This window comes from Candidatus Brocadia sp., from assembly GCA_021646415.1.
Taxonomy (GTDB): domain Bacteria; phylum Planctomycetota; class Brocadiia; order Brocadiales; family Brocadiaceae; genus Brocadia.
Window position 1 is genome coordinate 90,909 of sequence record SOEU01000003.1, and the last position, 26,579, is coordinate 117,487.

The 26,579-nt window shown below is 41.3% G+C and carries 27 protein-coding genes and 1 pseudogene; 4 read left to right on the forward strand and 24 right to left on the reverse strand.

Annotated elements, in window-relative coordinates:
- The first annotated feature begins 37 nt into the window (after window positions 1-37).
- From E3K36_04220 to E3K36_04230, 3 genes are all read left to right on the forward strand, one after another.
- Window positions 38-382: a hypothetical protein gene (locus tag E3K36_04220; protein MCF6154456.1), complete on the forward strand. Its 345-nt coding sequence runs from the start codon at window positions 38-40 to the stop codon at window positions 380-382.
- Between the two features lie 58 nt (window positions 383-440).
- Entirely contained in the window at window positions 441-782 is a 342-nt protein-coding gene (locus E3K36_04225; protein ID MCF6154457.1) for a flagellar protein FliS, read from the forward strand.
- A gap of 272 nt (window positions 783-1,054) precedes the next feature.
- Window positions 1,055-1,402, forward strand: coding sequence for a hypothetical protein (locus E3K36_04230; GenBank protein ID MCF6154458.1), 348 nt, complete (start codon window positions 1,055-1,057; stop codon window positions 1,400-1,402).
- Between the two features lie 154 nt (window positions 1,403-1,556).
- Here the strand turns inward: E3K36_04230 and E3K36_04235 are convergent, their stop codons facing one another.
- The 3 genes from E3K36_04235 to E3K36_04245 all read right to left on the reverse strand — a co-directional run bounded on the left by E3K36_04235 (window position 1,557) and on the right by E3K36_04245 (window position 5,766).
- Entirely contained in the window at window positions 1,557-3,008 is a 1,452-nt protein-coding gene (locus tag E3K36_04235) for a glycosyltransferase family 41 protein (protein ID MCF6154459.1), read from the reverse strand.
- A 152-nt stretch (window positions 3,009-3,160) separates the two neighbouring features.
- Window positions 3,161-4,363 carry a glycosyltransferase gene (locus tag E3K36_04240; protein ID MCF6154460.1) on the reverse strand — a complete coding sequence of 401 codons (1,203 nt, stop codon included), beginning with the start codon at window positions 4,361-4,363 and terminating at the stop codon, window positions 3,161-3,163.
- Between the two features lie 476 nt (window positions 4,364-4,839).
- Entirely contained in the window at window positions 4,840-5,766 is a 927-nt protein-coding gene (locus tag E3K36_04245; protein MCF6154461.1) for a flagellin, read from the reverse strand.
- A gap of 359 nt (window positions 5,767-6,125) precedes the next feature.
- Between E3K36_04245 and E3K36_04250 the strand changes: the two genes are divergently transcribed.
- Window positions 6,126-7,808 carry a hypothetical protein gene (locus E3K36_04250; protein ID MCF6154462.1) on the forward strand — a complete coding sequence of 561 codons (1,683 nt, stop codon included), beginning with the start codon at window positions 6,126-6,128 and terminating at the stop codon, window positions 7,806-7,808.
- A 77-nt stretch (window positions 7,809-7,885) separates the two neighbouring features.
- On the opposite strand, the gene E3K36_04255 is transcribed toward E3K36_04250, so the two are convergent.
- From E3K36_04255 to E3K36_04355, 21 genes and pseudogenes are all read right to left on the reverse strand, one after another.
- A complete protein-coding gene (locus E3K36_04255; GenBank protein ID MCF6154463.1) occupies window positions 7,886-8,470 on the reverse strand; it encodes a hypothetical protein in 585 nt (194 codons plus the stop codon).
- Window positions 8,421-9,707 (reverse strand): hypothetical protein, encoded by a 1,287-nt coding sequence (locus E3K36_04260; GenBank protein MCF6154464.1) that lies wholly within the window; start codon window positions 9,705-9,707, stop codon window positions 8,421-8,423. Before E3K36_04260 ends, E3K36_04255 begins: the two co-directional genes overlap by 50 nt.
- Complete coding sequence (locus tag E3K36_04265) at window positions 9,704-9,979, reverse strand: hypothetical protein (protein ID MCF6154465.1); 276 nt, start codon at window positions 9,977-9,979, stop codon at window positions 9,704-9,706. Before E3K36_04265 ends, E3K36_04260 begins: the two co-directional genes overlap by 4 nt.
- Window positions 9,931-10,629 (reverse strand): hypothetical protein, encoded by a 699-nt coding sequence (locus tag E3K36_04270; protein ID MCF6154466.1) that lies wholly within the window; start codon window positions 10,627-10,629, stop codon window positions 9,931-9,933. Before E3K36_04270 ends, E3K36_04265 begins: the two co-directional genes overlap by 49 nt.
- Window positions 10,610-11,953, reverse strand: coding sequence for a hypothetical protein (locus E3K36_04275; GenBank protein ID MCF6154467.1), 1,344 nt, complete (start codon window positions 11,951-11,953; stop codon window positions 10,610-10,612). The genes E3K36_04270 and E3K36_04275 overlap by 20 nt, the downstream gene beginning before the upstream one ends.
- Before the next feature lie 280 nt (window positions 11,954-12,233).
- Window positions 12,234-13,457: a DUF11 domain-containing protein gene (locus E3K36_04280; protein MCF6154468.1), complete on the reverse strand. Its 1,224-nt coding sequence runs from the start codon at window positions 13,455-13,457 to the stop codon at window positions 12,234-12,236.
- 133 nt (window positions 13,458-13,590) lie between these two features.
- Entirely contained in the window at window positions 13,591-14,460 is an 870-nt protein-coding gene (locus E3K36_04285) for an ATP-binding protein (GenBank protein MCF6154469.1), read from the reverse strand.
- A 28-nt stretch (window positions 14,461-14,488) separates the two neighbouring features.
- Window positions 14,489-15,835: a twin-arginine translocase subunit TatC gene (gene tatC, locus E3K36_04290; protein MCF6154470.1), complete on the reverse strand. Its 1,347-nt coding sequence runs from the start codon at window positions 15,833-15,835 to the stop codon at window positions 14,489-14,491.
- 218 nt (window positions 15,836-16,053) lie between these two features.
- On the reverse strand, window positions 16,054-16,968 hold the full coding sequence (locus E3K36_04295; GenBank protein MCF6154471.1) for a site-specific integrase: 915 nt from the start codon (window positions 16,966-16,968) through the stop codon (window positions 16,054-16,056).
- 375 nt (window positions 16,969-17,343) lie between these two features.
- Complete coding sequence (locus E3K36_04300; protein MCF6154472.1) at window positions 17,344-17,565, reverse strand: hypothetical protein; 222 nt, start codon at window positions 17,563-17,565, stop codon at window positions 17,344-17,346.
- On the reverse strand, window positions 17,559-17,969 hold the full coding sequence (locus tag E3K36_04305; GenBank protein ID MCF6154473.1) for a hypothetical protein: 411 nt from the start codon (window positions 17,967-17,969) through the stop codon (window positions 17,559-17,561). Before E3K36_04305 ends, E3K36_04300 begins: the two co-directional genes overlap by 7 nt.
- 428 nt (window positions 17,970-18,397) lie before the next feature.
- Window positions 18,398-19,231, reverse strand: a complete 834-nt coding sequence (locus tag E3K36_04310) for a DNA adenine methylase (protein ID MCF6154474.1) — start codon at window positions 19,229-19,231, stop codon at window positions 18,398-18,400.
- Between the two features lie 10 nt (window positions 19,232-19,241).
- A complete protein-coding gene (locus E3K36_04315) occupies window positions 19,242-19,475 on the reverse strand; it encodes a DNA-binding protein (protein ID MCF6154475.1) in 234 nt (77 codons plus the stop codon).
- A 58-nt stretch (window positions 19,476-19,533) separates the two neighbouring features.
- Window positions 19,534-20,004 (reverse strand): hypothetical protein, encoded by a 471-nt coding sequence (locus E3K36_04320; protein MCF6154476.1) that lies wholly within the window; start codon window positions 20,002-20,004, stop codon window positions 19,534-19,536.
- The gene (locus tag E3K36_04325) at window positions 19,995-20,249 is read right to left on the reverse strand and encodes a hypothetical protein (GenBank protein MCF6154477.1); all 255 of its coding nucleotides are present in this window, start codon (window positions 20,247-20,249) and stop codon (window positions 19,995-19,997) included. Before E3K36_04325 ends, E3K36_04320 begins: the two co-directional genes overlap by 10 nt.
- Before the next feature lie 13 nt (window positions 20,250-20,262).
- Complete coding sequence (locus E3K36_04330) at window positions 20,263-20,535, reverse strand: hypothetical protein (protein ID MCF6154478.1); 273 nt, start codon at window positions 20,533-20,535, stop codon at window positions 20,263-20,265.
- Window positions 20,536-20,635: 100 nt separating this feature from the next.
- Window positions 20,636-20,935, reverse strand: a pseudogene (locus E3K36_04335) (hypothetical protein).
- Between the two features lie 64 nt (window positions 20,936-20,999).
- On the reverse strand, window positions 21,000-23,744 hold the full coding sequence (locus tag E3K36_04340; protein MCF6154479.1) for a hypothetical protein: 2,745 nt from the start codon (window positions 23,742-23,744) through the stop codon (window positions 21,000-21,002).
- A 46-nt stretch (window positions 23,745-23,790) separates the two neighbouring features.
- A complete protein-coding gene (locus E3K36_04345; GenBank protein MCF6154480.1) occupies window positions 23,791-24,153 on the reverse strand; it encodes a hypothetical protein in 363 nt (120 codons plus the stop codon).
- Between the two features lie 90 nt (window positions 24,154-24,243).
- Window positions 24,244-24,921, reverse strand: coding sequence for a hypothetical protein (locus E3K36_04350; protein MCF6154481.1), 678 nt, complete (start codon window positions 24,919-24,921; stop codon window positions 24,244-24,246).
- A gap of 1,175 nt (window positions 24,922-26,096) precedes the next feature.
- Entirely contained in the window at window positions 26,097-26,579 is a 483-nt protein-coding gene (locus E3K36_04355) for a hypothetical protein (protein ID MCF6154482.1), read from the reverse strand.

Below are 26,579 nucleotides of genomic sequence, written 5' to 3' on the forward strand. Positions count from 1 at the left end.
CAATTTACTTTTACACTGCACCTGCGAGCTCAAAGAAATGTTAACGCAGGGTTGTGATGAGGATGCTCTGTGGGAAAAAATAAAAGGGAGGGAGTTACTCATAGAGAAATTAACCGTATCAAAAATACATTTTGATTCTTTTAAAGAATATCATGATATTGCCGGTAATGAATCAAAATTTCAAATAAAAGGATTGTTACAAATAATTCGACAGCTACTGGTTGCCACAGTTTCTCTTGATACAGAAAATGTAGCTTTAATGAAACATCGCATTAAAGACATTACTTTCAATCTTGAAAAGATCAAGGAAGGTAAATGTTTTGTGAGTAATTTAAAAAAACATAATAACAACACGCCATCATTTGTTGATGTTTGTGGATAATAAAACTTTTAATAATAAAATTCACTGGAAATACTTTTTTAAGGAGGGTTAGATACTTATGATTGCTACAAAAAAGATGAGTAATGCCTATCTAGAACAGGAAATTATGACATTAAATCCGGTTCAACTACTGATTAAAGCTTATGATGCGGGAATCGCTGCATGCAACCGCAAAGACGAAACCAAATCATGTGCGGTACTTGCAGAATTAATTGATTCTCTTAACTTTGATTATGCAGAAATCGCCAATTCTTTGTTCAGATTGTACGAGTATTGTATGCGGGAAATTAAACGGGGTAATTATGAGTCTACCTTAAAGATCCTGAAGGAATTACGAGAAACATGGATTCAAGTACAAAACAGCGTTCAAACCGAAACTTTACAATCATGTAGCCTATAAGGACAATGCCTTGTTTACAGCAATTGTCAAAATATTTCAGATTAGATTTATAATAACATTTTAATTTTTTGAAAATATCTATACATTTTAGCATGGTAGGGGTGACGCATTTGTCAAAAGGATGAACTTGCCTATACTGATTTAAACAAATACTTCTCCCCTACATTGCAGGAATTTTTCAAAAAACCAAATTAATACAATTTAAATACAAGCGTATAAACGGGAAATTATTTAAAACAATCCTGATAGTCTATAATTGTAGGAGTGGATGTATGGAAACTCATGATATCCATCCTGTCAGCGTATATAAATATCATATCACACTATCCAGTAACAAATATGTGGCTATTAAAAATAGGGTTCCATCTGCGTCATCAAAGATAAATGATCCTCCCCAAAAAATATCTTCGCCTATCACACACATTAATATTGGGACAAAAGTTGCTTTTTCAATAGAAAAAGATTTACACATCATTGTTACCCGTGTTAAAGATTCAAATACAAACAAGGTAATAAGACAAATACCACCCGAAGAAACTATCGATAGGTTAAAATTATTAAATAACTATTATAAACAGCCAATTGATAATGTTGTAAAATTTCAGCCTAAGTACATTTAAAAGATCTGTAAGGTGTCTGATTGCTCAATACAACCTAGCACAAAACACCCAAAACCAAATAGAGCAATCCATGTCTCCCCTTCACAAATAGTGGGGAATTCGTCATAGTCAAATAGGAACATGTCATGTCCTCAACTTTAATATATCTGTAATATTATAAACCACGTTTCTTTGTGTCTGTCAGCCTCTTCAACTCTGCCATCCATTCCTTAGCAATAACAGTCCAATCGTGGAGTAACTCACTGCGATAACGAGCACCCAGACTTAACCTTTGCCACATATCATCATCGTTCATAAGAGTAACTACAACCTCGATAAAGCGACGTCCAAATTCAGCAGTATGAGGGTTACCGGGAATAAGGTATCCACTTACTCCGTCATGTACCGTTTCTGACAAAGCCGCTAGAGTGCTCGTAACAACTGGTGTTCCTGATGCCTGTGCTTCAATGGCGGCAATGCATGAAGTTTCTGGCCAGATACAGGGATAAACCATTAGACGAGCGAGGGCCATCTCAGCAGCTAAGCCTGCTTTGGGTAAGCTTCCATGCATGTAAACCCCGGGCTGTTGTGTTTTCCGGCAGATGCATTCGTCCATGCTATCGCCTGGCAGTTGATATGAATAGATATGCAACTCAGCACCTGGGACTCTCTGCCGGATGTACGGAAACAGTTCCAGCAGAACATCCAAACCCCGATCCGGGCGGCTAACATAAATAAGGCGACGGCGACTCCTTTTTTCGGCCGGTCGAAACATGGTTAAATCCACACCATTGCGTGTTATAAAGAAACGTTCGATAGGAACACCAAAATGACGTGACCATTCATCCCTCTGCCAATGACTAATTGCAAAGATGCAATCCATCGGTATGTGGGCTGGATCTTCGCCTTCCAGGAAAGGCACATTAACTGCATCGTGTATCCAGAGAATGCGCACCTGTGACTGCATTGCTACCTTGAACGGACGTAAAGAACGCGACGAAATCATCACTGGCAACGAGTACTGTTTACGGTAGATATGAAAGTCGACGAGATTGCCGTAACGTACACCATCATATTCACCGGGTTGATCACAATTACAAAAAACATGAACCCGCTTTCCATTTGCGGCCAAAGAACGAGCTATATAGATAAGGGCACTCTCACTTCCCCCCAGACCCTTTTCTTCTATTGTCCTCCCATGAAACGGGTGACCGCCAGTGTAAAATACAATGTCCGCCTTGTCCATCATCGCAAATTGACCCATAGCAGATGATGCTATTCGTATCCCCTCGTAAGCAGGAACGAATTCTACATCGCGAGCAATTGCATCACGAAATGCACAATATGCTTCAGAATAGCGTCGTGCTTGCAGGTACAATCTACCCATGTAATAGTGTGGATTAGCGAAAGCTGGATCAGCATCCATACTCCGATGTAACAACGACAATGCGTTTTCCCGTTGCCCTAGTTGATCAAGGACTACAGCAATGTTAAATAGTACTTGGGGATCTTCGGGATGAACATTTAGAATCTTTTCAAAAAGTGCAAGGGCATGATGCAACATACCTTGTTTGACAAATTCAATTCCCTGTTGCAGGTATCTTTCAACGGTCACCTTTTGTTCCATAACTATTTAAGTTTTTATAAAACAATTTTAACATTTTCTGCAAATAAATTAGTATCGCTCCTTGTGTAACGCGAACTTCAGCTCATAGGATAGCACCATAAATGCACTCTATATGATCTGAATCGATCGAATTGTGAATCATAAATTTATTGCTATTCATTCGGATGGCACATTGCAAGACCTTGACGGGCATTTTCCAGTAATGGATTCAGAGACAGGGCGCGTTTGAACATCTCGCTGGCACCTGCCAGATCCCCACGCATGAAACGGCAGTTCCCGAGCAAAAGAAAAGGCATTGCAACTGAAGGATCAAGATTTATAGAGCAGACAAAGTCATGTTCCGCATTTAAGAAATCACCTGCCGCACACCTGCAGCTACCTAATTCCAAATAGATCTGAGCAAGGTTTAATTCTACATTTGAAAACATACCTGCCTTCCCTTTGGCTATACATAATGCTTTCTCGAGATGAAAGATTGCCTTTTTAAATTGCTCTTTTCCAACAGCAAGTGTCGCACGTATATAATCGGGTAGTGGGTTTACAGGATCAAATGCGGCAACCATCTGAGCATGACGTTCAGAACTTATACCGTCTCCGGATTCTAAATATATTTTGGCAAGATTCAGGTGTGCCTGGCCCAAAAGTTCGCGCTTGATACGGCCATCATCCCAGGCAAGTGCCAAATGAAATGAACGAATCGCCGCATCCCGTTGCCCAAGCTCCCGGTAAGTCATCCCCAAATTAAAGTACAAAAACGGATCATCCTGAACCCTATCCAATTCTGTTAATAAATAACGGAGGTTTCGTTCTGCCCTGCGATATTTTTTTTCTTCACTTGCAGCATATGCCCAATGATGAATCACAATGTCTGTACATAACACCTTGCCACCTTGCCTCTCGATGGCAGGAAGGATCTGCTCATGTATTTTACCCTCAAACCGTATAGCAGGATGACGACGAAAGAGACGACAGTATTCGCTATAAAGGGCAGTGGCAACGTTGCCAGCTTGCTGGGGAATACACTGACGAACGGTGACAGCCGTAATATCTTTACGTATAATTACCTGCCGAATCTTAGCAGCATTTACTGCATCAATGGTTTCATCTGCATCAATATAAAGGATCCAATCGCCTTTGGCATGGCACAGCGATTCATTGCGGGCTGCTGAAAAATCATCTATCCAGGCATAGTGATACACCAGTGCGCCATGGTTACGGGCAATCTCCACGGTACCATCATTCGAGCCGGTATCCACAACGATAATTTCATCCACAAATGAACGGATACTTTCAAGACAACGGGATAGAAGCGTTGCTTCATTTTTGACAATAAGGCAGGCAGAAAGTTGGGTCATGCAATTATCCGTTTTGTAACAGTTCAGCCCCGGCCAGGAAAATTCATAGTAATAAGTTCGTACAACCAGAAATTTTCATATTATAGTGAACGGCTTAAATTAGGTTGGGTTTTAAAAGACAAAAACCCAACGACTTGCTTGTCACTCCGAACGAATATGAGGAATTTTGACATCGTAAGATTTCTTTTTGCAATGATAACTGGCAAGGATGCCTGTCCCACGAGAACAGCTTGGGTAGGGTGCGTCCTGCGCACCAAAACAATCCAACGTATGGATGGTGCGCAGGACGCACCCTACTATGGCTTTTCATCTGTAGAGCAACGTGCCTCGTCGCTCTACAGTCGTTGCTTTGAAATTTCTTAGCATTAAATCAAGCCTTCGGCTTCCCCCCTCAATCCCCCCGTAAACGGGGGGATTGAGGGGGATTTTTTTCCTTATTAATTATTGTCGCTGGTTATAGTAGACAGCTACACTATTTATTTAAACAGACTCAGTATTGCCTGAGGTCCTGTATTTGCCTGTGCAAGCATTGCACTAGCCGTCTGTTGCAATATCTGCAACTTCGTTGCCTCTAACTGCTCATATGCCATATCTGCATCCTCAATTCGGCTCCTTGCCGCTTCAGTATTCGTCTTCGCCACAGTCAGGCTTGTTTCCTGATAGGTAAGTCGGTTCACTACAGACCCAATATAGCTCAGTGCCTCTGATACATCAGCAACAGCGTAATCTATCCTTCCCATCAATGCCTGTGCAGATGCTGATGAACCTAATAATGAACCTGCAAGAGTATTACCACTGAGACGCGTTCCTCCACTAGCATCAAGCCTTAACTGAGTAGCCTTAAACCCCGTATTACCACTTTCCAAGCTGACATTACCGGTCTTCAGCAAGTTAAACTGCAGTAAATCGTTGGTAGTACTGTTTCCCGCACCAATCTGAAATCTGAACAGTACATTACCAGCAGTGGCATTACTTGAACCGGTACCGCTGAATATTGCTTTGGAGTTCCATGTAGCCTGTGTGACTTCAAGACTAACTTGTGTTGCCAATGCAGCAAGTTCTGCTTTAATAGCCGTACGCTCCGACGTACCAAGCGAGTCATCAGCTGCCTGGGTCGCCTTTGTCTTCATCTGCGTCAAGATGTCAACTATATTGTTCAAATGGCCTTCTGCAACTGATAACAGGTTTTTGGCTGATCCAATGTTGTTTAACGCCTGGCCGAGACCTTGTGCACGGACATTAAACTTTTTTGCAATAGAGTAACCAGCTGCATCATCAGCCGCGGTATTAATCCTTCTACCTGTAGCCAAACGTAATTGGGCAACGGACATTCGATTCGTAATATCATTCAACGACTTCAGGGCGTTCAAAGCGCCAATATTGGTATTTATTCTTGTACTCATACTTAAACCTCCTTGCCAACAATTTATTTAACAGGGATTATCACGGGAACTAAAAAATACTAAATACGTGACGTTTTATGAACTGCCACAATAAGTATAACTATTTGAATTCAAAGGAATAATGGCAAGCAAACGATTTTGCCCACAACGAGACAATAGTATTTATTGTTATCAATATATGAAATAAGCAAAAATGATAAAAATACATCTATATCCTAAAAAACACCTGTAAATTCAACGTTATTTATATTGACAAGCCAATTATAACAATATACATTATTGCTATAGTTTACCTAATTAATACTATTAAGAGGGCGCGCACTATATCAAAAGACTTCTTTCTCCATCCATCCGATCCGATGCAAAAACGATACGAAGCACTGAGGACTTCCTTCGTAGACGAATTGGGCGCGAAAGAAGTTGCTCAGAGGTTCGGTTGCTCTGTTCATACCATCAATGCATTACGAAGAGATTTTCTATCCGGTTCTTTACCACCGTTTTTTCTCCCCCTTATGAAAGGGCCAAAACAACCACGACCTGCTACCCTCAAATGCAAGGGACGAATCATTGAGTTGAGAAAACAAAACTACTCTATCGATGAGATCGAAGAAGTCCTCTTGCGTGAAGGTGTTACCATTACTTCCAAAACCATACATCAGGTACTTCAGGCAGAAGGCTTTGCAAAACTCTTTCGCAGAACACATGCAGAAAGACGGGCTGCTTTGCAAAGGGCTAAGGAGCCATCAGAGATAGCCAATGTAAAGGACTTTGCTGCCCATAGTCTTGTAAGGACCTCCTATGGAGGCATCTTTCTCTTTATCCCGTTAATCTTAGAGATGAAACTCGATTCTATCTTTCGCGAAACGGGTTTTTATGGTTCTGGGCAGATACCCAGGATCAACTATCTCATGAGCTTTGTTGCCTTAAAACTTATCGGAAAAGAGAGACTCTCTCATGTGGCAGACCTTAACTTTGATTACGGCCTGGGTACCTTTGCAGGACTCAATATCCTGCCTAAAGTTGCAGCTATAACCCAGTACTCATATCGCAATCCCCATCAGTTTGTGGTCACACTCCTCAAAAAATGGAATACCGTGCTCAAGGGCAAGGGCTATATCGAGGGCAGGCACATTAATCTGGACTTCCACGCGATTCCTCACTGGGGAGAAGAAAGCCAGTTGGAAAATCACTGGGTACCTACTCGTGGGAAAGCCATGAAAAGCGTGCTGTGTTTCTTTGCCCAAGACCTTGACACGACTTATCTTTGTTACTCGAATGGCCAACTCTCAAGGGAAGAAGCGCCTGATGAAATTCTTAACTTTGTCTCATTTTATCATAAAAGCCACGGCACATTCCCTGGATGTCTGGTATTTGATTCAAAGTTGACAACCTATAAAAACCTCGATGTACTCGACAAAGACTTTCGCATCAAGTTTATAACTCTCAAGAGGCGTGGCAAGAACGTACTTCAAGACATCGGCACTGACAAGGAATGGAAACACATCAAACTTACCATTCCCTCTCGTAAATACCAGCTCTTAAAAATCCATGAAACGCCTATTGTCATGAAAGACTATGGAGGCAACCTTCGGCAAATTATCGTTACTGGCACAGGCCGGGAACTCCCCATGCTCATCATCACGAATGATTTTGAAACAAGCGCAAAAGAGATCATTGAAACCTATGCCCTTCGCTGGCTCATTGAAAACAATATCCAGGAAAACATTGATTTCTTTAGCCTCAATGCCCTTTCTTCTCCAGTAATCGTAAAGGTTGATTTTGATATTGCAATGACCTTGATTGCCAATACCCTTTATAAGGCACTATCTGGCAAGTTTAAATTATTTGAAAGAGCAAAACCAAAGACTACCTATAGAAGCTTCATTGAGGGTGATGCAAAAATTACTATTGCTCCTGATACCGTTCAAGTAAAATTCGGTAAAAAATCTTTTAACCCAATGATTATGGACTTTGTTAACTCATTACCGAAGATTAAAGTCCCTTGGATGAACAACAGGACTATTGAATATGCATTTGAATAAATTTAGTATTTTTTAGTTCCCGTGATAATCCCTGTTTAAAATTCTTTTTGCCCAATTAACAGGCGGTACCCATCCAATCAAATCAATTTCTTTGATATTCGCTTCAGCGGTGTAGGGTCGCCCAATTTACCGTTTACCATTACACACCATTGTTTTCCATATATGATGTCCACTTTTTTACAAAGACTTGATAATATCGATTCTTCATGTGCACCTTTCGAAACTTTTCTTGAAAATTCCCTACGCTCTATCTCGAAAGAATTTTTTAATTCTGGGAATATAAAGCTTATTGCTGATGATTGACTTATATTTTCTAGTTTTTTAAAGTACTGTTCTGCTGATTCTATGATTTCTTTAATAAGATTAGAGGGAGTATTGATCTTTTTCCAATTATTAAGACATTTCCCCGGATAATTGATTGCTTGTGTTATCATTTCATCTTTGAATTCGTTTTTTAATTCAGCACTGATGTTCTGTAAATAAGGCTCTAGCATAATAATAAATCTGGATATATCTTCGCCCGAAAAGAGATTTCGAATAGATTCTAGAAGGAGCAAATGCAACTGTATTACTTGTGCTTTTTTTAAAGTGTTTTCATCAAAAGAGGATATTTTAATTTTTTGAAAAAGGAGAAAGCCAAACAACCTTTTTTTTATTATCAAAAGAAATCATCAAATCGGTTATGAAACTACCTATATCAGATTCTTTTATCTTAGATAAAAGGTACTCAAATTTGTTATTTTTGATTTGCCAAGATAAACCTTCGAAATTTGCCGCTAACAGTTTGATTAAAATGTTATAAAATGACTCTTTATCTGCATTGAATAAATCAACTAAATAATGTTCAATATCTTCCCATATCCCAGTATTGCCATGTGATACAGGTTGTATTTTAACAATTAAATTATTTGCATCATTTACATAGTCAGGTTTATTCTTTATTTCACTGCTTGACATAAATATTGAATGCGTAACATAGTACTTTGCAAGATCTGGTATTCTATTAGAAACATTTTTATTCAACCACTGAAGAGAATATTTTAGAAAATTTTCATCTTTTAAGTTACTAAGTAGACATTTATGCAAAACACTGAAAGCTTCTGTTTTTTCTTCTTGAGAACCTTCCATCATGAGTGTTAGCTTTGTATTTAATTGTTCAATAGAAACTAACTTTCTGAAAAATGGTATTAGCCAAGACCTGTGGTAACAAATTCTCATTTCTTTATGTGAGTTATTTACAAGCTTGTTATCCCATTTTTCTAATGTTTCTTTTTGAACACGATCTGTTTCTGAAGCGGCTCTAAGTGAGCCAAGAATTATTGCTGAAAGATGAAGCCTGTTTTCGTCTAATTCGTCGGAAATATACTTCTCGAATACTTTTAATCCAGAAACAGAAAAATTAAAAGCGTAGTTCTCAACTGCTTGATAAACCCCGTTACTTGCAAAACCTCTTCCTACTTTTTTTACAAAAGAATAAAACCAATAAGATGCAAAATCTGGAGACAGTTCTATTTCAGACAGAAAGACTGGAAGAGAATGTATTACACTAAATATATTGATACTTTTATTATCAATTAGAAGTCGTAGCAATTCCTTTGCGCTAGGTTGAGGCAATAACTTATAAGCCTCCACCCACAAAAATCCTGTTAGCAGGTATGCCTTTGGTTTAAATTTAAGGTAGTGTTGAATATCTGATAGTTTTTTATAAAATTCTGAATTTAAATACTTTCCATCTGGAAACACTATATGCAACATCTCAATTGCTTTGCTTCTATCCTCAAATAAAAAGTTTATTTCCTTCTCAACTTCAGAATAAGTTTGGTCGATATTTATCATGAGTTCTTTGTCGCGTGGTCCTTGTGCAATTATTTCAGCAATTTCAAAGAGATATTTAGTCACGTTCTAATCCTCTTAAAATGCACAATATTGTTCGGCTCATCCTCAATCCGCACACTGCTTCCCCATGCAATCTCTTCGGCAAATCTCCTGAATATAGCACGGGAAGGAAAAGCGGTAACGTAGCTAATTTTGTGGCCCAATTTATCTGGTCCTTTCGTAAACTTCTGTAATTGCTCAAGGCGTATGGGATTTATAGGACCACTGCTTGTTACTGCTTCAACAATTACAAGATATTTTTCATGTTCAGAAAAAGAATAACGTCTGGCAATGATTCAGCAGTATCAATGGGAAGATTCAAACGTCTCATTAATACACGATTTTGATAACCTTTTCTTGGTGCTGTATCTCCAAGATATACTACTTGTGGTTTAATTAAAAAAGCATGGCCAAATACTTCAATAATAGCCTTTTCAAGAATATTATGCGTGCCAGGACTAAGAGAAAAGATATTCTCGCTGTTTATTTGTACATTAACATCACTAAGTTGAGATATTATGCGTTTAGGCCTCTCTCTTAATTTTGTTGATTTAATTCGTAACTCGGAAATAAGCTTTTGTTGTTTTTTAGTATTCTTCTCTGAAAATAAAGATTCAAAATCCGGATGAAGTCTATGGTATGTATTTGGGTCATTAGTACTGAGTTGATGTCTAACCACTAAGCCATAATTCATGAGAGGCGCAAGAGAGGTCTTTCTGTATGCTTCTCGTGTATTTTCCGCAACTTGTTTTCCCAATTCCTCTCTAGCAAAATTCAGAATGTCATGGATTCTGGCTCCTTCGCTCAAGCTTTTATGATCCGGTAACAATTCCTTTCTTTCAGTTTTATCAGTCAACGCCATTATACATACAACTGTTTGCTCAGAAACGAATCGTTGGGGAAAATTTAATTTTTCAAGAATAGTTTTAATTTCCTGAATTGTCATATTCCCTTTCGTTGAGGTGTCTCTTTATAAAGCTGCGTTCATTCGTATTTAAGTCATAAGCTTTAGCCACTAAAACATTCAATTCTTTAAGCAGTTTTTCTCTCTTTGCTTCTTCTGTTGTTTGAATTTCTTTTGCAATATCTGCAATTTTATAATTATATTTACCCGTTGGCATAGGAAGAAGATTTAACTCTGTCGCCGAAACCTGAGTATTGCCATTCATGGCACGAAAAAAGAACTCAACAACCTCTGAGTTTAGAATACCGAGAATAAAGTAAATGTCTGTTTCAGAATTTTTTATTACGAGTTGAATAACATTCAAATGGTTTTCAACAAAATATCCATTGCGCTCTATTTTGCAAAATTCCTCAGGTATACAGGCTACAATGCGTGAAGGCTGCTCGTCCGCAGTGACATGTTGAACAAGAATACATGGGCCTTTAACAACAAGGCATTCTGTTTTTGAATTGAGTTTCAAAAAACAAGGTCTTGCCATTCCCATTCTGTTAAAAGAGAAGCTGAACTTTCCGACATCTGTTGCCCATACCAATGGTAAAGTACCAGACTTTTCTGTTGTTGCCAGTAATGGCTTAACTCTGTTCCAGACAATTTGTCCTGTTTTTGCACGGCAGTTAATTTCATGACCTGACAACAGTGGATGTTCCTTAATTATTCGGTCGATGATGACATATGTCTCTGAAGTGTTGGCAACAAACCATACGGTTGTGCCATTAAGCCGCTGGATTACTCTGTCTCTATCGACACTAATTTCTGCATGACGATTTTCCATATCTTTCAGTGATTTGATGAAAGAGATCATAACTTTTTCTCTACTCTGCTTATCTCGTTTCAGTGATAGAATCATTGTGCCATGCAATACATTATCAAATACTTTTTTCCGATCGGAGATGTAAACCACTTCCTTAATTGATGTGTTTCTTTCTATGAATTCCCTAAGATTTTTAAAGTAAAGTCCTGAAAGCATGGAACGGGGAATTATGAAACCTAATCTCCCATTTGCCTTCAACATCTCAATTCCTGCATGAATGAAAGGGCCATAGGCATTGGGATGTCCGTAAATAGATTCTGCAAAAGCATTTTTTATGCCTTGATCGAGTTTCCTTATTTTGTAATAAGGCGGGTTGCCTACAACAAAATCGAATTGGCATTCCAAAGATATATTCAATCCGTCATAAAACTGTGGAGTGTCTTTTCCTTTTAAAGCCATTAACCGCAAAGTATCGGCACAATAAACAGGCAATGGTTTTAATCTGGAAATGCCGTTTATCGAAACAAAATCAAGGATCGGTGGGGCAAGCAGCATTGCGAGATTTAGCCGGGCAAAAAACACGCTTTTGGGTCAACATCTATCCCCTTATAGCCGAAATGACCATCGAGAGCAAGGCATTTCGATAGTTTGAGTCTTCTCATTACAACACTGCTTTGTTATTCCACGGAATCAGTCCTTTTATCCTCTGGGTTCTTGTGAAATCAGGAATGGCATTTTCATCTCCCCTTGTGCAGATTGGACAACATGTGTGTTTCGTTTTTTCTCAATGAACGCAAATTATTTATCCGTATCCTCCCTGCAAACCGGTAGCAGTTTAGTATTGCCGGGTTGCCTCGGTTTCTTTTATGGGGCGCTGGAATTGATCGCTCCCAAGTTCAGCAGAAAAGCGCACATCGCCGGATGCAATGGATTTGACAACAATTTGCCATTTGGCTGTGTCCTTCGGGGATAGCGTGGCCAGTGGATCAGTCGTAATGGTATTTCCGTTCGCCTGGCCATTCGTAGCGCCGCCGCACGATACGAATTGCTGGCTGGGTTCGAGTGTGCAAACGATTTTTACGTTGGTGAGCGTGGTCGAACCCTGATTAATCACGCGAAGTTCGTAGGTGTCTTGCTGGCCGACTTCAATGGGGTCCTCAAGGTCAATAACTTCAAAAAGAACCGCCGGTATGCCGGAGACGCGGGTGTTGCACCATGTTTCCACCGGCTGGGCGACAACGCCACGCGCGGAGGATTCAAACGTCAGGGAACCGGATTGCTGCACATTGAAGTTTGCGCAGAGTTGTTTGCTCGACCCGGGGGGAAGGTTTGAGATGCGCCAGACCACGCGGCGCGCGGCTGCGTTGGTTTCGCCGGTTGATCTGACAAATATCGCACCAGTGGGAACCGGCAGCTTAACGGTGACTAACTCGTCCGGTGCATCACCGATATTCTTTACCGTCAGACAAACTTTTACCGGACGGCTAACAGAAACAGCGTCCGGTGCGTTGCACTCGATTGTCAGGACTGGAGCGCGCGGGTCCGGGCCAAGGTCTTCGACCCAGAAATTGCAACAGAGCTTAGGCGTTACACAACGGTAAAGACGGCCTTTTGAATAAAAAGAGAATTCATATGCGTCGATTGGCTCATTGCCCATCCATAGTACGTCACGGTGCAGAATTAATTTGCCGTTCTTGCGGGCAGACATAGCAGGCAAACGGGCACCGATGGGTATCTGCAACGGCGTAATCGGCGCGGTTGCTGCAGCACGGTAAAAATCCTCAATGTCACCCTGCCAGCCGTCACATAGGTTTACAATAACGGCAACATCGGCCTTGAGCTCTTCCGAGGAAAACCGGTCACGCAGGTCCTCCGGGGTGTGGATTGGGTCGGCAAAACGTGTGGTGGGATGTCCCAATCGGCGCGCAATGTGTTGAGCATAAAGTGACGAGGATAACACTATAATCAACACTATCAATGAGAAAATGTATATGAACAGCTTCTTGAGCAGAAAAATCTGCTGTTGACTTGGGTGCATTCCCAATTTTTTGCAAATCATAATTTAGAGTGATTTTATCTGAATGGTTTGGGTATTGTTATGTGTCCCTTTTTCGTTATCGTTGCCATAATCTTATCTCTGTAGTTAGTATTACCTGAATTATAGTTTTACTTATCGAAAAGTCAACCATCAGTTACATTTCCGGCAGGAGGATGCTGATCTGGGCACCGGGGAAATGCGTGAGATTGAGTTCTTTCTCTTTCCCCCATGCCCATTGAGGAATTATGGAGAGTCTTGCAGTTCCTGAGCGGATGGAGAGTTTGCCGTCCCACTGGTTGATAAAACGCCTTACAGCGGCAAGGCCGTGACCTCTTCCTTTTTCTGCGTGTCGTGATGCGCCATGAAGCAAGGCCTTTCCAATGGCACCAAGGTCATCTTTTAATGAAAACCTCTCAGACAGGGACATCCGAAAGCCTACCCCAAGGTCCATAACGGCAATTTTTACCACATTCTTATTGATATTCTGGAAATGATACTTCTGGATACCCACAAACCCTTTATTTTCACTATGCTCAATGATATTCTGACACACCTCAGAAAGAGCAACGATGAAGCCATTTATTGCCCTTTCATCATAGTGGAGATGTCTGGCAAGGATTGCATGAGCTCGGTCTTTCACCTTCCCAACGATGAAATGAATGTCGTCTGACTTTTTTATGGGTGTGATTTCAAGGAGGACATCAGTGTAAGAACTTCTCAGGTATTTTTCTGATATCTGCGGTTTAGACGGCTTAAGCGTGAAATAATCACCAGCAAATCTGAAGAAATCCATCCGTTCAAGGTATTTGATGACTTCTTCTGATTTTGGAAGACGCAAGATTTTTTGAATACTATCTCTTTTGAGAAGTTCTCCCAACTCGAGAAGGCCAACCATACCGTAGGGATCTATAAAGGTTACTTCCTGAAGGTCGATTTCCTGCGATTCATCAATACTATGCAGAGCCTGTTCGAAGGTATCTTCTGTTATGAGTGACAAGGGTAGAGAGGTATTTATCTGCCTCATTATCGTAAATCTTTAAAGCTGACAGACACTACTTCATTTCTTTCGATTCGATCAATACACCTTCGGACCAATTGATGATAGCCCCGATGTCAACGGGTTCTCCACCTATAGTCATCTTGTGTTGTCGTCCTTCCAACAACTTTTTCTCTTCGCCCTCTAATAATAATGTAGCATCACCCTTTACAGCCGTCACGATGGTAACAAAATCCCTTGCCTGGATATTCAAAGTACCTTTATTTGTTCTAATCCGTCCATTCGGGGTGTCAATTTCTAATGGCACTTCTGATTCCTTTACAGAGATGAGGACCTGACCGGATTTCAGCTGTATCTTCAACGGATCGATAAAATGCACTTCGGTATTTGAGTCCATACCCAGATCGATACCTTTCTTTGTGGATAAGGCAGTCCTTCCTTCGCTGCCGGTTTTTAGGGTAATACCACTCCGGAAAATGGTATGGTTTGATACTTTATTCCATTCCTTACTTTCCGGATACAGAAATTGAATTTCGCCATGCGTTTGTACCAGATTGATTTCTCCGCCCTTATGCGTCAAATAAAAAAATACTACAACTACGAGTAACAATCCACACCCAACAATCGAACCTAAATAGATAAATCCCTTCCGTGTGGGTCTGGCAATAAGTATTCCCAATTCATAGAGAACGATCATGGGAACAGCGGTCATACTTTGGGTAAAAGGGTCTGGCGGCGTGACAATGGCGGCAATAATAAATATTACCAGAATGGCATACTTTCGCCACTTTATAAACTTATCCGGCGTAATAAATCCGATCTTGGAAAGGAGCAGCATAACGAGCGGTAACTGGAATACCAATCCCAACGCCACGGTCAGCAGGAAAACAAATGAGACGTAATCCTTCATGGTGATGATGGGTTGAATACCCGGACCAAGGATACCGATCAGGAATTGCAGACCAAAAGGGATGAGCAAAAAATACCCGAAGAGCCCCCCAACCACAAATGCCACATACGAGACAGGGAGAAATAAAAGCACATACCTCTGCTCTTTTTTATAGAGTCCTACGCTCACAAATTTCCATATCTGGTAAATAACAAAAGGATAGGCCAGGAAAACTGATGTTATAAAACACAGTTTCATGTAGGCATAGAAACCCTCCTGGTAACTCAGTACCTGCAACTCAGTTGACAAACCGACCTTTTCCATGGCAAACTTATGGGGTCTTTTCGCCATATCCAGTATCTGTACCTTGAAAAACCAGCACAAGATGAAACAAAGAACAATGGCGATAATGGAATAGACAACCCGCCGCCGCAACTCTTCCAGATGTGCACCTAATGACATCCGGATATTTTCAATTTCACTTGTTACTTCGTCTGTCTCTGTCTTTTCCACACCAGGTCCTCATTGGATTTTATCGATTTCACACTTATTATCTTTGATAACCACGACAAAAAATAAAGATTTTATAATACAACCCTCTCCTTGAAATTACAAGAAACAATTCATCCATTTTGCCCATATACGCCTTGCAACCCTTAAATATACTGGCAATACAAGGGTATTGAGTAACACAGTAAAAACCAATTGCCGTACTCCTGACCGTACCTTTTTCATTGTGCTATAGCCAAGACATGGTCTGTCAATGCCTGGATAGCCTGTTGCTTGTTGCTTAGGCCTGTATGTGAATACTTCTGCAACATCGACAAGCTTGAATGTCCCGTCATTCCTTGCACTACTACTGCACCAATACCAAGTTCGCCTTGAAGTAGACTGGCAAAGGTGTGTCTTAGGTTATGGAAGGTGAAGCCTTGAATGCCTAAGCTTTTAAACAGCTTACTGAAATGGTCACTATGTTCAGCGGTAACAGCATGGGTTAACGTCCTGCACTCAAATACCTTGTCATTATCCGAATTGTTTTCCTTCCATTGCAACAACTCCCCTGACAGATATTCCGACATGGGTATTGACACAAGTTTGCCGGTCTTATGACTGGAAGTTATCAACCCTTTGCCAAAGTCTATATCCTGCCATGACAAGCTTAATACCCCGCCCAGGCGTAACCCGGTAAGGAGTCCCACCAGCACCATGAGACGATCTTTACCTTGCAGTTTGTCAAGCAATAAGGCTATTTCCCCGGAAGTTAACACCCGGTCTTTAGTCTGTGTCACCTTCAACCGTTTAATACCCTGGCATGGGTTCTGATCAACAATGCCAGCGCTTATGGCAGTATTGAAAACATGTCCTAAAATAGCAATATCCACATTGATACTACTGTCTTTAACGCCGCCCCTTTCTTTGCGGTTAATCCTGTATTTCTCGATAATAAACGGTGTAATCTTATCCAGTGGGTAATCCCCTAAGAATTTCACCAAAGCATTTACTGCCCTTTGCTTCATTGCCAGTGTGTTGCCCTTTGCCTCTTTGTATAACTCCAGGTATGTTTTGGAATATACCTTTAGACTGGGAATCTGTTTCTTTCTTGGTAATTGCAATTTGCCCCTCTCCCTATCACCGATAAGCAGCATCAGCCTTTTCATGGCATCTTTCCGACTTCTAATGTCCCGAAAGCTAACTGACACCCACCGTTTTCTGTCATCAAACAGTTCTATTAACCACCGCCCGCACTTCGGAGTATCTCCGTTTTTCTTTGCGGGTAAATCTGTTGGGCAATAATCTCCACGCTTGCCGTCACAGGAAATTTCTTTACCCCCGGCATCCTGGATTTTACACTTATCCGGATAATACTTTTTCCACCTTACCGCCATTTCCGCCGTCCTTTCAGAAATAACAAAGGCAACAAACACCCTGTAGGACGGTACAGGATGCCGTTGCCTTTGATTGCCTGAGTCTCCCCAAGCAAATATTATTTTGCGTTCCGTCCAACGCCTCTTAAAGAATCTTTATTGTGTTGCGCCTTCGGATGCCATTATGCTAGCTACTTTCTCTGCTACTTCAGAAACATTCATGTCTTTTATTGCGTCTTCCATTGCGGTTCGGGTTATAATGATACTACCACCACACCTATTCTTACATTTACGCACAAGAATCGCATCAGCCAATACCGAATAATCCAAATCTCCATAGCACACACTACACTTTACCGCATTACTTGCCTCTAGCATACAGCACCATCCCTTCTTGGCGCCGTAGCGAATCTTGGGACCTGATCACTATTCACAAACTCCTTGTCGTCGATAATGTCGCCGATCTCATTAACCTTCCGTAGTGCGTCAGTAAGAAGCCATTCACAACCATCCGAGTATTGGTCAATCCTTAACAAGAGAAGGATAAGCTCCCTAAGACATCCAATCCTTGCCCTTACCTCGTCTACTCCATCTCTCACCACACAACACCCCTTTCTAAACAAAGAAGGCAACAAATTAACATGTGACAGCATGCTAACTGTTGCCTCCCGTGTGCCCGATTTCTCAGGCATATACCTGTAGGCGTCTGTCACCGCTACTTTCAACGGCACGTACGGTATCGTACCTTCGGAATCGTTGTCAAGTACTTTTTTTGTTTTCACTGTTTCTTTTTGCTCGTCTGTGGTATAATATTTTCGCGTATGAATGAGAAACAAAGAGAAGATGTTGTTAAATTTCTGTACGACTTAGCAAAGCTTACTTACACAGGTCTTATTATTGGTGGTATAATTTCACCAAAAGGACTTCTCTGGTTTCATATACTCTTTGGTGTCTGTGCATCGATAATCTTTTTTGTTGTAGCTTACAAACTTAGAAAGGAATAACGCTATGGATTCACTTAGCTTACTCTTCATACTGGCAATCGTAATAACGCTTATCGGCTTTGGCATTTATTATTTCCAGGAACGAAAGAAAAAGCATACTCATTGATGCTACCATTGCGCTGATGTCCGCATCATCCAGCATACTGCCCTAATTGCCTCGAAGCCTATTGACCAGATAATGAAATCCGTATATGGGAACAACCTCATTAGTTTGCCTCCGAAAAGTTTAGCGTTCTTATGGGTTCGAAATTCGTCCAAAGACATTCGACTGTCTTTGGCTTCGATTCACCTGTTGATTTGTAGCTACTCTTGAAGCTTGAATACTCATACCGATGCCAGCCCTTATACAATTCATCGTATAAGCCATTCTGGTAGTGTGAGACCATCACTTTGGCTTTTACCCCGCTCAAGAGGTTTGCAAGGGTACGGTGGTCTTCCTGGCTAAAGGAATCCTTGCCGTAGTAGTGTTCTGCATTCAAATAGGGAGGATCGCAATAAAACAAGGTGGTCTCTGAATCATACCGCTTGATACATTCTGCATAGTCTAAGGACTCGATACAAACATTTCTAAGACGTTCCGCAACCATGCCGAAGGTTTCAATTGTATTCCTAAAGCTTATTACTGGATTCCTTCCAGTGGTAGAAGGCATAGCAAACCCACCCCTTAACTGATCGCCACCAAAGCACGTTCGATTAAGATAAAACCACCACGATGCTTTTTCGGTCTCATCTTCAGGCAAATGCCCTTCCTTCCAGCCTGTTCTTATCTCCCGCCAAAGGCTCCTGGAATATGGCATATGGTCAAGTATGTCGATAAGACGCTCCCTTGTCTCTGCATTCCGAATAACCTTAAAGAAGCCTACCAAGTGGTTATCAATATCGTTTATAGCCTCAACCCTACTTGGTGGCTTGTTAAAGAGTAGATGCCCTGCACCACAAAAGGGTTCAATATAGCAAACATGCTCCGGTATTATCTTGGATAGCCAACCAGCCAGGTATCTCTTGCCACCCATTCTATTAACACAACTCTTGACTTGCATTCATACCCCCTTAAATACTTTCAACGCTATAAGGTGTTTGCGCTCCAACGGTATGCTCCTGGACATAATCCCGCAACATCTCCGTCGAAAAACGAGTGAGTCTCCCAATCTTGATATGTGGGATCGTCTTCCTCATGACCATTGCATAGAGGCTTGATTTTTTGATTCCTAAGAACTCTGCTGCCTTATCCATATCCAACAATCTGCCGCCTAACTCGTCCACCAATTTTAACTTGTCACTCACGTCTTTACCTCCTACGGTCTAATGATATATAATGCTATAGTATCCTTTTTTAATTTGCTTAGCTTAAGTAAGCCTTGATGCGCTCCCAATAATCCCGCTGCTTTTGTAAAAATTGATACAGAAGGCCTTCTACTGTCAAAGCCGTAATCTCCCTATCACATGCAAAAAGAACATGCACACCATACTTTGCACTCAGTGCTTGCAGTGACCCGACAACCGATGCTACCGATATATCATTCCTCCAAGCTCCCCTGTAGATGTCTGCAAGTGACGACTCAATAATAATAGCTGCATACTCGTAGGCTCGCATCCTTTGCACCTCTGCCATGAACCGCTTCCGTTCACCACTCAATGATCCCAGGAGGTCAGGAAGGGATTTGCGCTCAATCGTTATCCTGTCCGCAAAGTGTTCCAGGCTGTAATCGCCTGTCTGAAGGCTAGCTTCCTTTGTCCTTGCATGGTGAAATGTCAGAGGTTTTTTCTCTCTGGTATCCACTAAGATCGTCATATCTGACTTCTTTATCCCCATTGCTCTTTACTCCATTTCTCTTGACGATACCTCATAGTCTCGCTATCTGAATAGAAAGACCACTCCGACATATCCCCGATTCCGACCAACCTCATTTCGTCTGTACTGCCGTCAGACCAATCAAAGAACTCTATAAGGTATCGATCGTCTGACTCCTGGGAAATGATTTGCCCTTGTCGACACAGCTTGTCATCCTCGAATATGTGAAAATACTTTCCTACCAATAATGATTTACTATTCTCCATACTCCCCGCCTTCCTATCTCCTAAACACACGAACTTTGTCACCACGACTATTGTAAACATCCACGATTGCTCGACCATAATTAGCAATCACAAAACCCTTTGCCTGATCACCGTCTAAAACAAATACCCGAACCTTATCAGCCTTACCACCATCTAAAGAAAAAGTGGCCTCGTGCCAAATGTATTCCGGCTTCCATCTGCGTTCAAGCAATGCCTTGCCCTTCCGAATTAAATCGTCCATAGCTACCACCCGCATCCCTGCGCCCAACTCGTTCGCATCTCCCATCTTTCTCCCCCTTCCTTTAAGATAATCGTTTCTCCGATATTCCCGCCAACCATATGCTAACTCTTTTGTTTAAGCTAGTTTATGACTATTGCACCCCCTCTTAGTTAGGAAAATCCCTTCTGTATTTATGAATCAAATCACATCTGCCAAGCTCTTTTAGGGTATCACATACCGATTGCCCACCATTTTTCCAGTAGTGGTATCTCCTATCGCTGTTGAAGGGGATAACCAAAACCCCCGAATCAGCGACATACGGTTTAACCCGGTCTGGTTCACAGTTTTCACCCATGATTGCCATACGCTCAGATAACTCATAACCTACTGTTTGTGGTTCCTCTGGCATCGGCTCAAGCTTCCCTTGCTGGACAAACATTTGTGCCGCCTTTTCGGGTAACTTCACAATGCTTCCTGCATGAAATATTTTGACAACCCCCTGCACTTTGACCTTGAGGTCTTGAATAACCTTATACACTGGCAACCTCCTCTATGAATTCTAACTCCGGGATTGATTCTGTCTCAGTGTTTAATTTTTCAACACTTTTTATGGGTTCAGAATTTTTTTCTTCAGAAGTATGTATTTTCAATGGCATGTATGGCATGGCTTCTGTAACTACTGCACCTGTAGGCACTTCTGACATGCCATAGGATTTTTGCCCTATGGCATCCCTATGGCAGGGTATGGCATATGGTATTAGCTCCGAAGGTGTTATTGTCTGCGATACTGCCATAGGCTGCGATAGGGGATTTTCCCTATGGCAGCCTGGATTCCCTTGATTTTGCTGGCCTCCTGCTATAGAGCCATAGAAACCACTGGTTTGCGCCATATATTTATTTTTTGTATTTTTTACATGGTTGATGTCAAAAAGATATGGCGTCTTATTGTTTGATCGTGGTAACTTTTGGGTATATAGCTTAAGCAATCCCAATGTTTTGCCTGTCCATATCTGCTTCGCTTTTATACTCATACCCTCATCGCGGCACAGCCTCGCCGCAATCTCGTCAGACGTAAAAATGTGCTTGCCTGACTCTGATATCATCTCCAACAAGGTATCAATCAACTCTAACTCGTAGTCAGAAAGATTGGTTTGAGTCTCTTGCATCGAATCGAGAAACGCCTGCTTAATATCCTGCATTTCTTTCTGAGGCACTTCTTCAAGCTTCAGTATTGTTTCAATAGGTCTCCATAACTCACGGACTCTATGACTGACACCTTCGCCGGTGGTTTGATATATTTCCCTGACGTCTTTCCATCTGGTAAGAAGTAACTTGTATAACTCGCCTCTGAGGGTTTTCCATATAGGTAAATGTGCATCGGGTTCAGGGTATTCCCTTGAAGCCCTTACCATTGTTAGCATGATACATCTGTCTTTTATGTCGGTGTCAATCTCTTTTATAGATGCGAATGCCTTTGGCGAATATGTCTCGAACTCTAGGACACGCCTTACGCCGTTTACGATTTGGACTACACGCCGTTTACCACCATCAACGGTATAGGAGTCTGCAATCAAACCGTTTATTTCCAGGTTCTTTGGGTCACTAAGTGATTCAGCTTGATCGATTAACAATGTCCCGCGGACGCCGTCAACGGTATCGCCTAAACTTGCCACAGTAATCCCTTTAGTTTTGATTGCATTAAAAGAAAGCCTCTCTACTAAAACCAAAGTCCTCGACTTCCCGCAGCCCTTCTTTCCATAGACGAACAAAAACGGCATAGCATGAAAACACCTATGAAAGTAAGTAGCTATAATCCACGCCGACAATAACCCATAATGCGATTCCTCTTGAAACTCAGTATAACTCTTGAGGACTTGCTTTACTTTAAGGTATATCCCCCTCGGTGTTTCTTGCTTTTTTATGAATGCAAGAACGTCTGATTTGCACCAGTTGTCGTTTACGGGTTCAAGCATTCTCCCTCTAACGTCAAATATTACCTTGCATCCGTCTTGACGATAGAATATAGCATCCTCACACAAATCGTATCCACTCCCTGTAAACAAAATAAACATATTCCTGTCCTTCGGAGTATTACCCTCAATGACAGTTTCCCGAAACCCCAAACTCATGAAATCGTCATTAACTTCATAGCTTGGATGCACCACAACAATATTCTCAGAAGCCGTTTCATTGACTCCCACTTTTGCCGAAAGGCTTTTCATATCCCCTTTTAAAGCCCCTTTAGCTATCCCTGTTCTTTTAGAAAGGTCTTGGATATACCTTAACCGCTCAGACTCAAATCCAACTCTCGCAATCTGTTTTAGAATTTCCTTTATTTCGTCAAAAGGTGTTTGTGTGTTTACATTCTCAAGCATCCCTTGTATTGTCTTTGGAGACAAATCAATCCCCGCTTCTTTTGCCCGGTGAACAATCGTTGCAAAGCTAAATGCGCCTTTATTCGTCCGAATGCAGTTATTGTATTTCACGTCACAGTCTGATTCATCGTATTTTGACGAAGCCCTACTCAACTCATGAAAGTATTCACGTCCAGCCTCACCAAAGGTATTAGCTATGGCGAATCCTACGTCCAGCCAACTGCTGTAATCGTCAATGCCAGGCAAAGGTTTACCGCTAGCGATGATTGCTTGCATGATTCGATGGTCATCGTCACTTGCATCAGAAATGCAGGAAGGCTGTGCTTGCTCTGGTATAGTCTCCGGAACAATAAATGCCTCTGAGTTCTCATTCATATATATTTGCGGGTCATGCGAAACAAACCTCAGCCGGGAAACATCCTTGCATCCTGAGTCCACAACCAGTCCGTAGACTTCCTTGTAATATCGCTCCAATGCCTGAAAGCTTTCTGCATGACGACCTTTGTCGATCTTCACACCCACTGCAAGCCCTTTGCCTCTGCATGAAGTGAACAGGAAGGCAGTATGTTTATCCCCGACCAGCCTTTGCCGTATCCTGTCTCCCTGTTCAGACAATGCAGGATTATCTTTACCATCAATGTCCAAGAGGATAAAACCGCTATGCGCAACCAACCCATCGACAGACCTCTTTGTGAAGAATCCTGAAGCTGTAAAGCAGGGGAGTTCACTCTTGCACCTTTTTCGCTCCGACTCGTCTTGCGTGTTTCGCAGCTTCTCAATCGCAGGAATCCACTTTCCTCCGTTCCCTGTTCTAACCCCCTCTAAAATCCTTGCAAGCGTAACTAGTTGCCCAGCAACATCTTGCACGTTTCTATAATAACTTACCTTTGTGTTTTGCATTAAAGCACCTTTTCTTTTCTGGTCTAATGTTCCAAAACCTAGCGATTTATATCCTTTTCTGAGAGGCTAATTGCCCACCTGACAAGAGCGCCCGAACAGAGTTCCTGAATGACTTCGACCCGATGCTTTGGGAAAGCACCCACCTGACGTATCGGGGATCACTCTGCAATATGTCTCTGACGAGACGACCTTTGTATTTCCCGAACCAGAATGTTGGTTCCTCATGCCGAAGGAATTTGATGGGCGCCTTGCACGCTGAACAGATAGTCTTATAATGGGATGCGCCGTCTTTCAGTGGTATGACTTTGATATGAAGTTTTGACGTCTCGTGAATAACCCCGCATCTCTTACAAGTAATTGTTGCGGGTGTTTTTTTTGTGTTGCGTTCTAATACGCTCTTTGTTATCATGTAGTCTCCTAGTGTTAGACAAAATGGCCGTGTACCCCTGCCAGGATATACGGCCTGTTTTATTTGCATAAGTTATGACAAAACAATGAGTTAAGTCATACTCACAGCCCCCTGCAACGCATCCTTTTCAAGTAAATCCAATGCTTCTACCGTGCGCATCTCATCGAGGGTGAGGTTGTGCTCTTTTAGCGAAAGCACTGTTTTAACCTCTCCTAAGAGAATGGCAGTCGCCCTGGCTTTTAATTCAGGTGAAAAGCTCCACAATTGGTTTGCATATCGCCTGGCTTCATCTGGACTAACGCCATCCGATAAATGCCAGTAGTAATCAAGGGTATAGCCAGACTTCCAAAGGGAACGCATCTGGCTGAAGTTACGGCTATCAATTACCTGTTGTAGAGTCTTATTAAATTCCACCTTAATCGCCTCTCGCAATCCGTGACTGTAGTTGCCTGCATCTGAAAAACAAGAGTAATCGTCAAAAAGAATCCAAGTTACCCGTATAATGGCATCTGCAAATTCCTCCTGGAGACTCTCAACCACCCTCTTGAAGTCATATTCCGATTTCCACTTTCTGACAAGACCGTAACCAACCCCCAAGTGAACGGCTATGTCCTTCTGTTTCGCCCTTGTTAAGCCAACTAAAAGGGCTGTATGATATTTGACTTTCGGGAAGCCAATCTTGTTTCCCCTCGGTGTCCCCAGTCGTTGCGGTTCTATGTGTTTACTCAATTTATCCGATATAAAAGATTTCAGATAAGTGTCTGACATACCAGTTACCTCCTATGAAAAAAGTTTATCACTAACGATAAAAGTACAACGCTACCTATATAAGTAAAAAATTTTGATGGGTCAACACCCACCAGAATACTAATCCCTCTATATATATTAAACGTATGTTTTCCGAATTTTCGGAGTAAAAAATAAAATATATTTAATGATTGGTATAAATATTGCTACGTACATCTATACAAATACTCCCCCACCACAAATTATAATATCATGTATACAATTCGTTTGTATGCAGACAAAATAAAAAAATTTAGTTAATTGTGAAAAATAGACATCTATATGACTATCTATAGATAGACCCCCATCAGGGGGCAACTATTGATATGTTATGTATTGCGCTCTATAAATTATAGATATTAGTTACTATATGCTATATATAGTATGTAATACACAGTATATTAAGTTTGATATGTTATATATTGCGCTTGTGCTATATTTAACATATTATATTAGTTGTTATTATCGTTTGACAGCGTGGCTTATATATGCTTACATGTGTGATTGTTAAGCATTATTGCAAGAGCAGTTATGGTGTGTGAGGACACACATCTATTGTGTATTTAGTTGTGAGCTACTAGCAGGTTATGCGCTAGTAGAATAGGAATCTCTATACTTATAGAACTTTTATCACACTTTTTACAGAGATTTAAACAAAAAAAATAAAATAAGTTGTATGTGCTATATAATACATATGCTTACAACACGCCCAAATTCAAATCTAAACTGTAATCATTACAGATTAGGCTGCCATTATGGCAGTTCTACTAGTTGTAATTATTGCTAAATAACAATCATTACAGATTAGCAAATCAATATATAGCACACTGTGCGCTGTTGGGGGTGGTTTCAAAAAAATTTGTAGCGACCTAGAAACAGGTCTGATTTATCCCCGAAGCCCGGAGGCACATATAGGGGGTGGGGGTCTTGCCCTGCCCCCTGTGAATCGGTGGTAGTGGGGAAGGTTTCCTATACTTCCGGAAAACACTCCCCCCATTCAACATGCAAGAAATACGCTAAGTGATTTGTAATTCCACACTTAAAACCACATTACAACATAATTGATATTATCGGACGTACTATCCTAAGTATCAATTATGCTGACTCTTACAAACTCTCCCCACTTTAGACAGATAACAAACCCTGAATTTTTACACCTAAGAGGATTGATTTTCCTCTGGTTTTTGCTCCGTAAATTCAGCACTTATGACTTCCTCTGTAGAATCTTCCCCACTTCCCAAGTCTCGGTATGCGCTCAGATCGACTAGCTCTTGCATATTGCTTGCGCCGACGTTCAGATTAATGTTGCGATTAATGACTGGTGTTTCTCTCTTTTGTTGTTCTAAGTATATGTCATGAGACTTCTTAAGACAAATTTCTTCCTTTGCCGTTAAGTCTTGTTTGCCTTTGTCCTTGAGTGTTTTCTTTGCAATCTTTAAAGTTAGGTATGCTACCTCTCCACCAAGTTCTAACATCTTGGGGTCAACCAAGTTACGGCTCCTAATTCTTTTTTCCAGCTGATATGCCGATGAACTGTCCGGCTTTGCTTTATACCCTGCTAAATCAAAAGCAGTCTTCACATCTTTACCCGACTCTCGCAACGCCTTATATATCTCTTGTTTTTTATTCAGTTTTCTCAT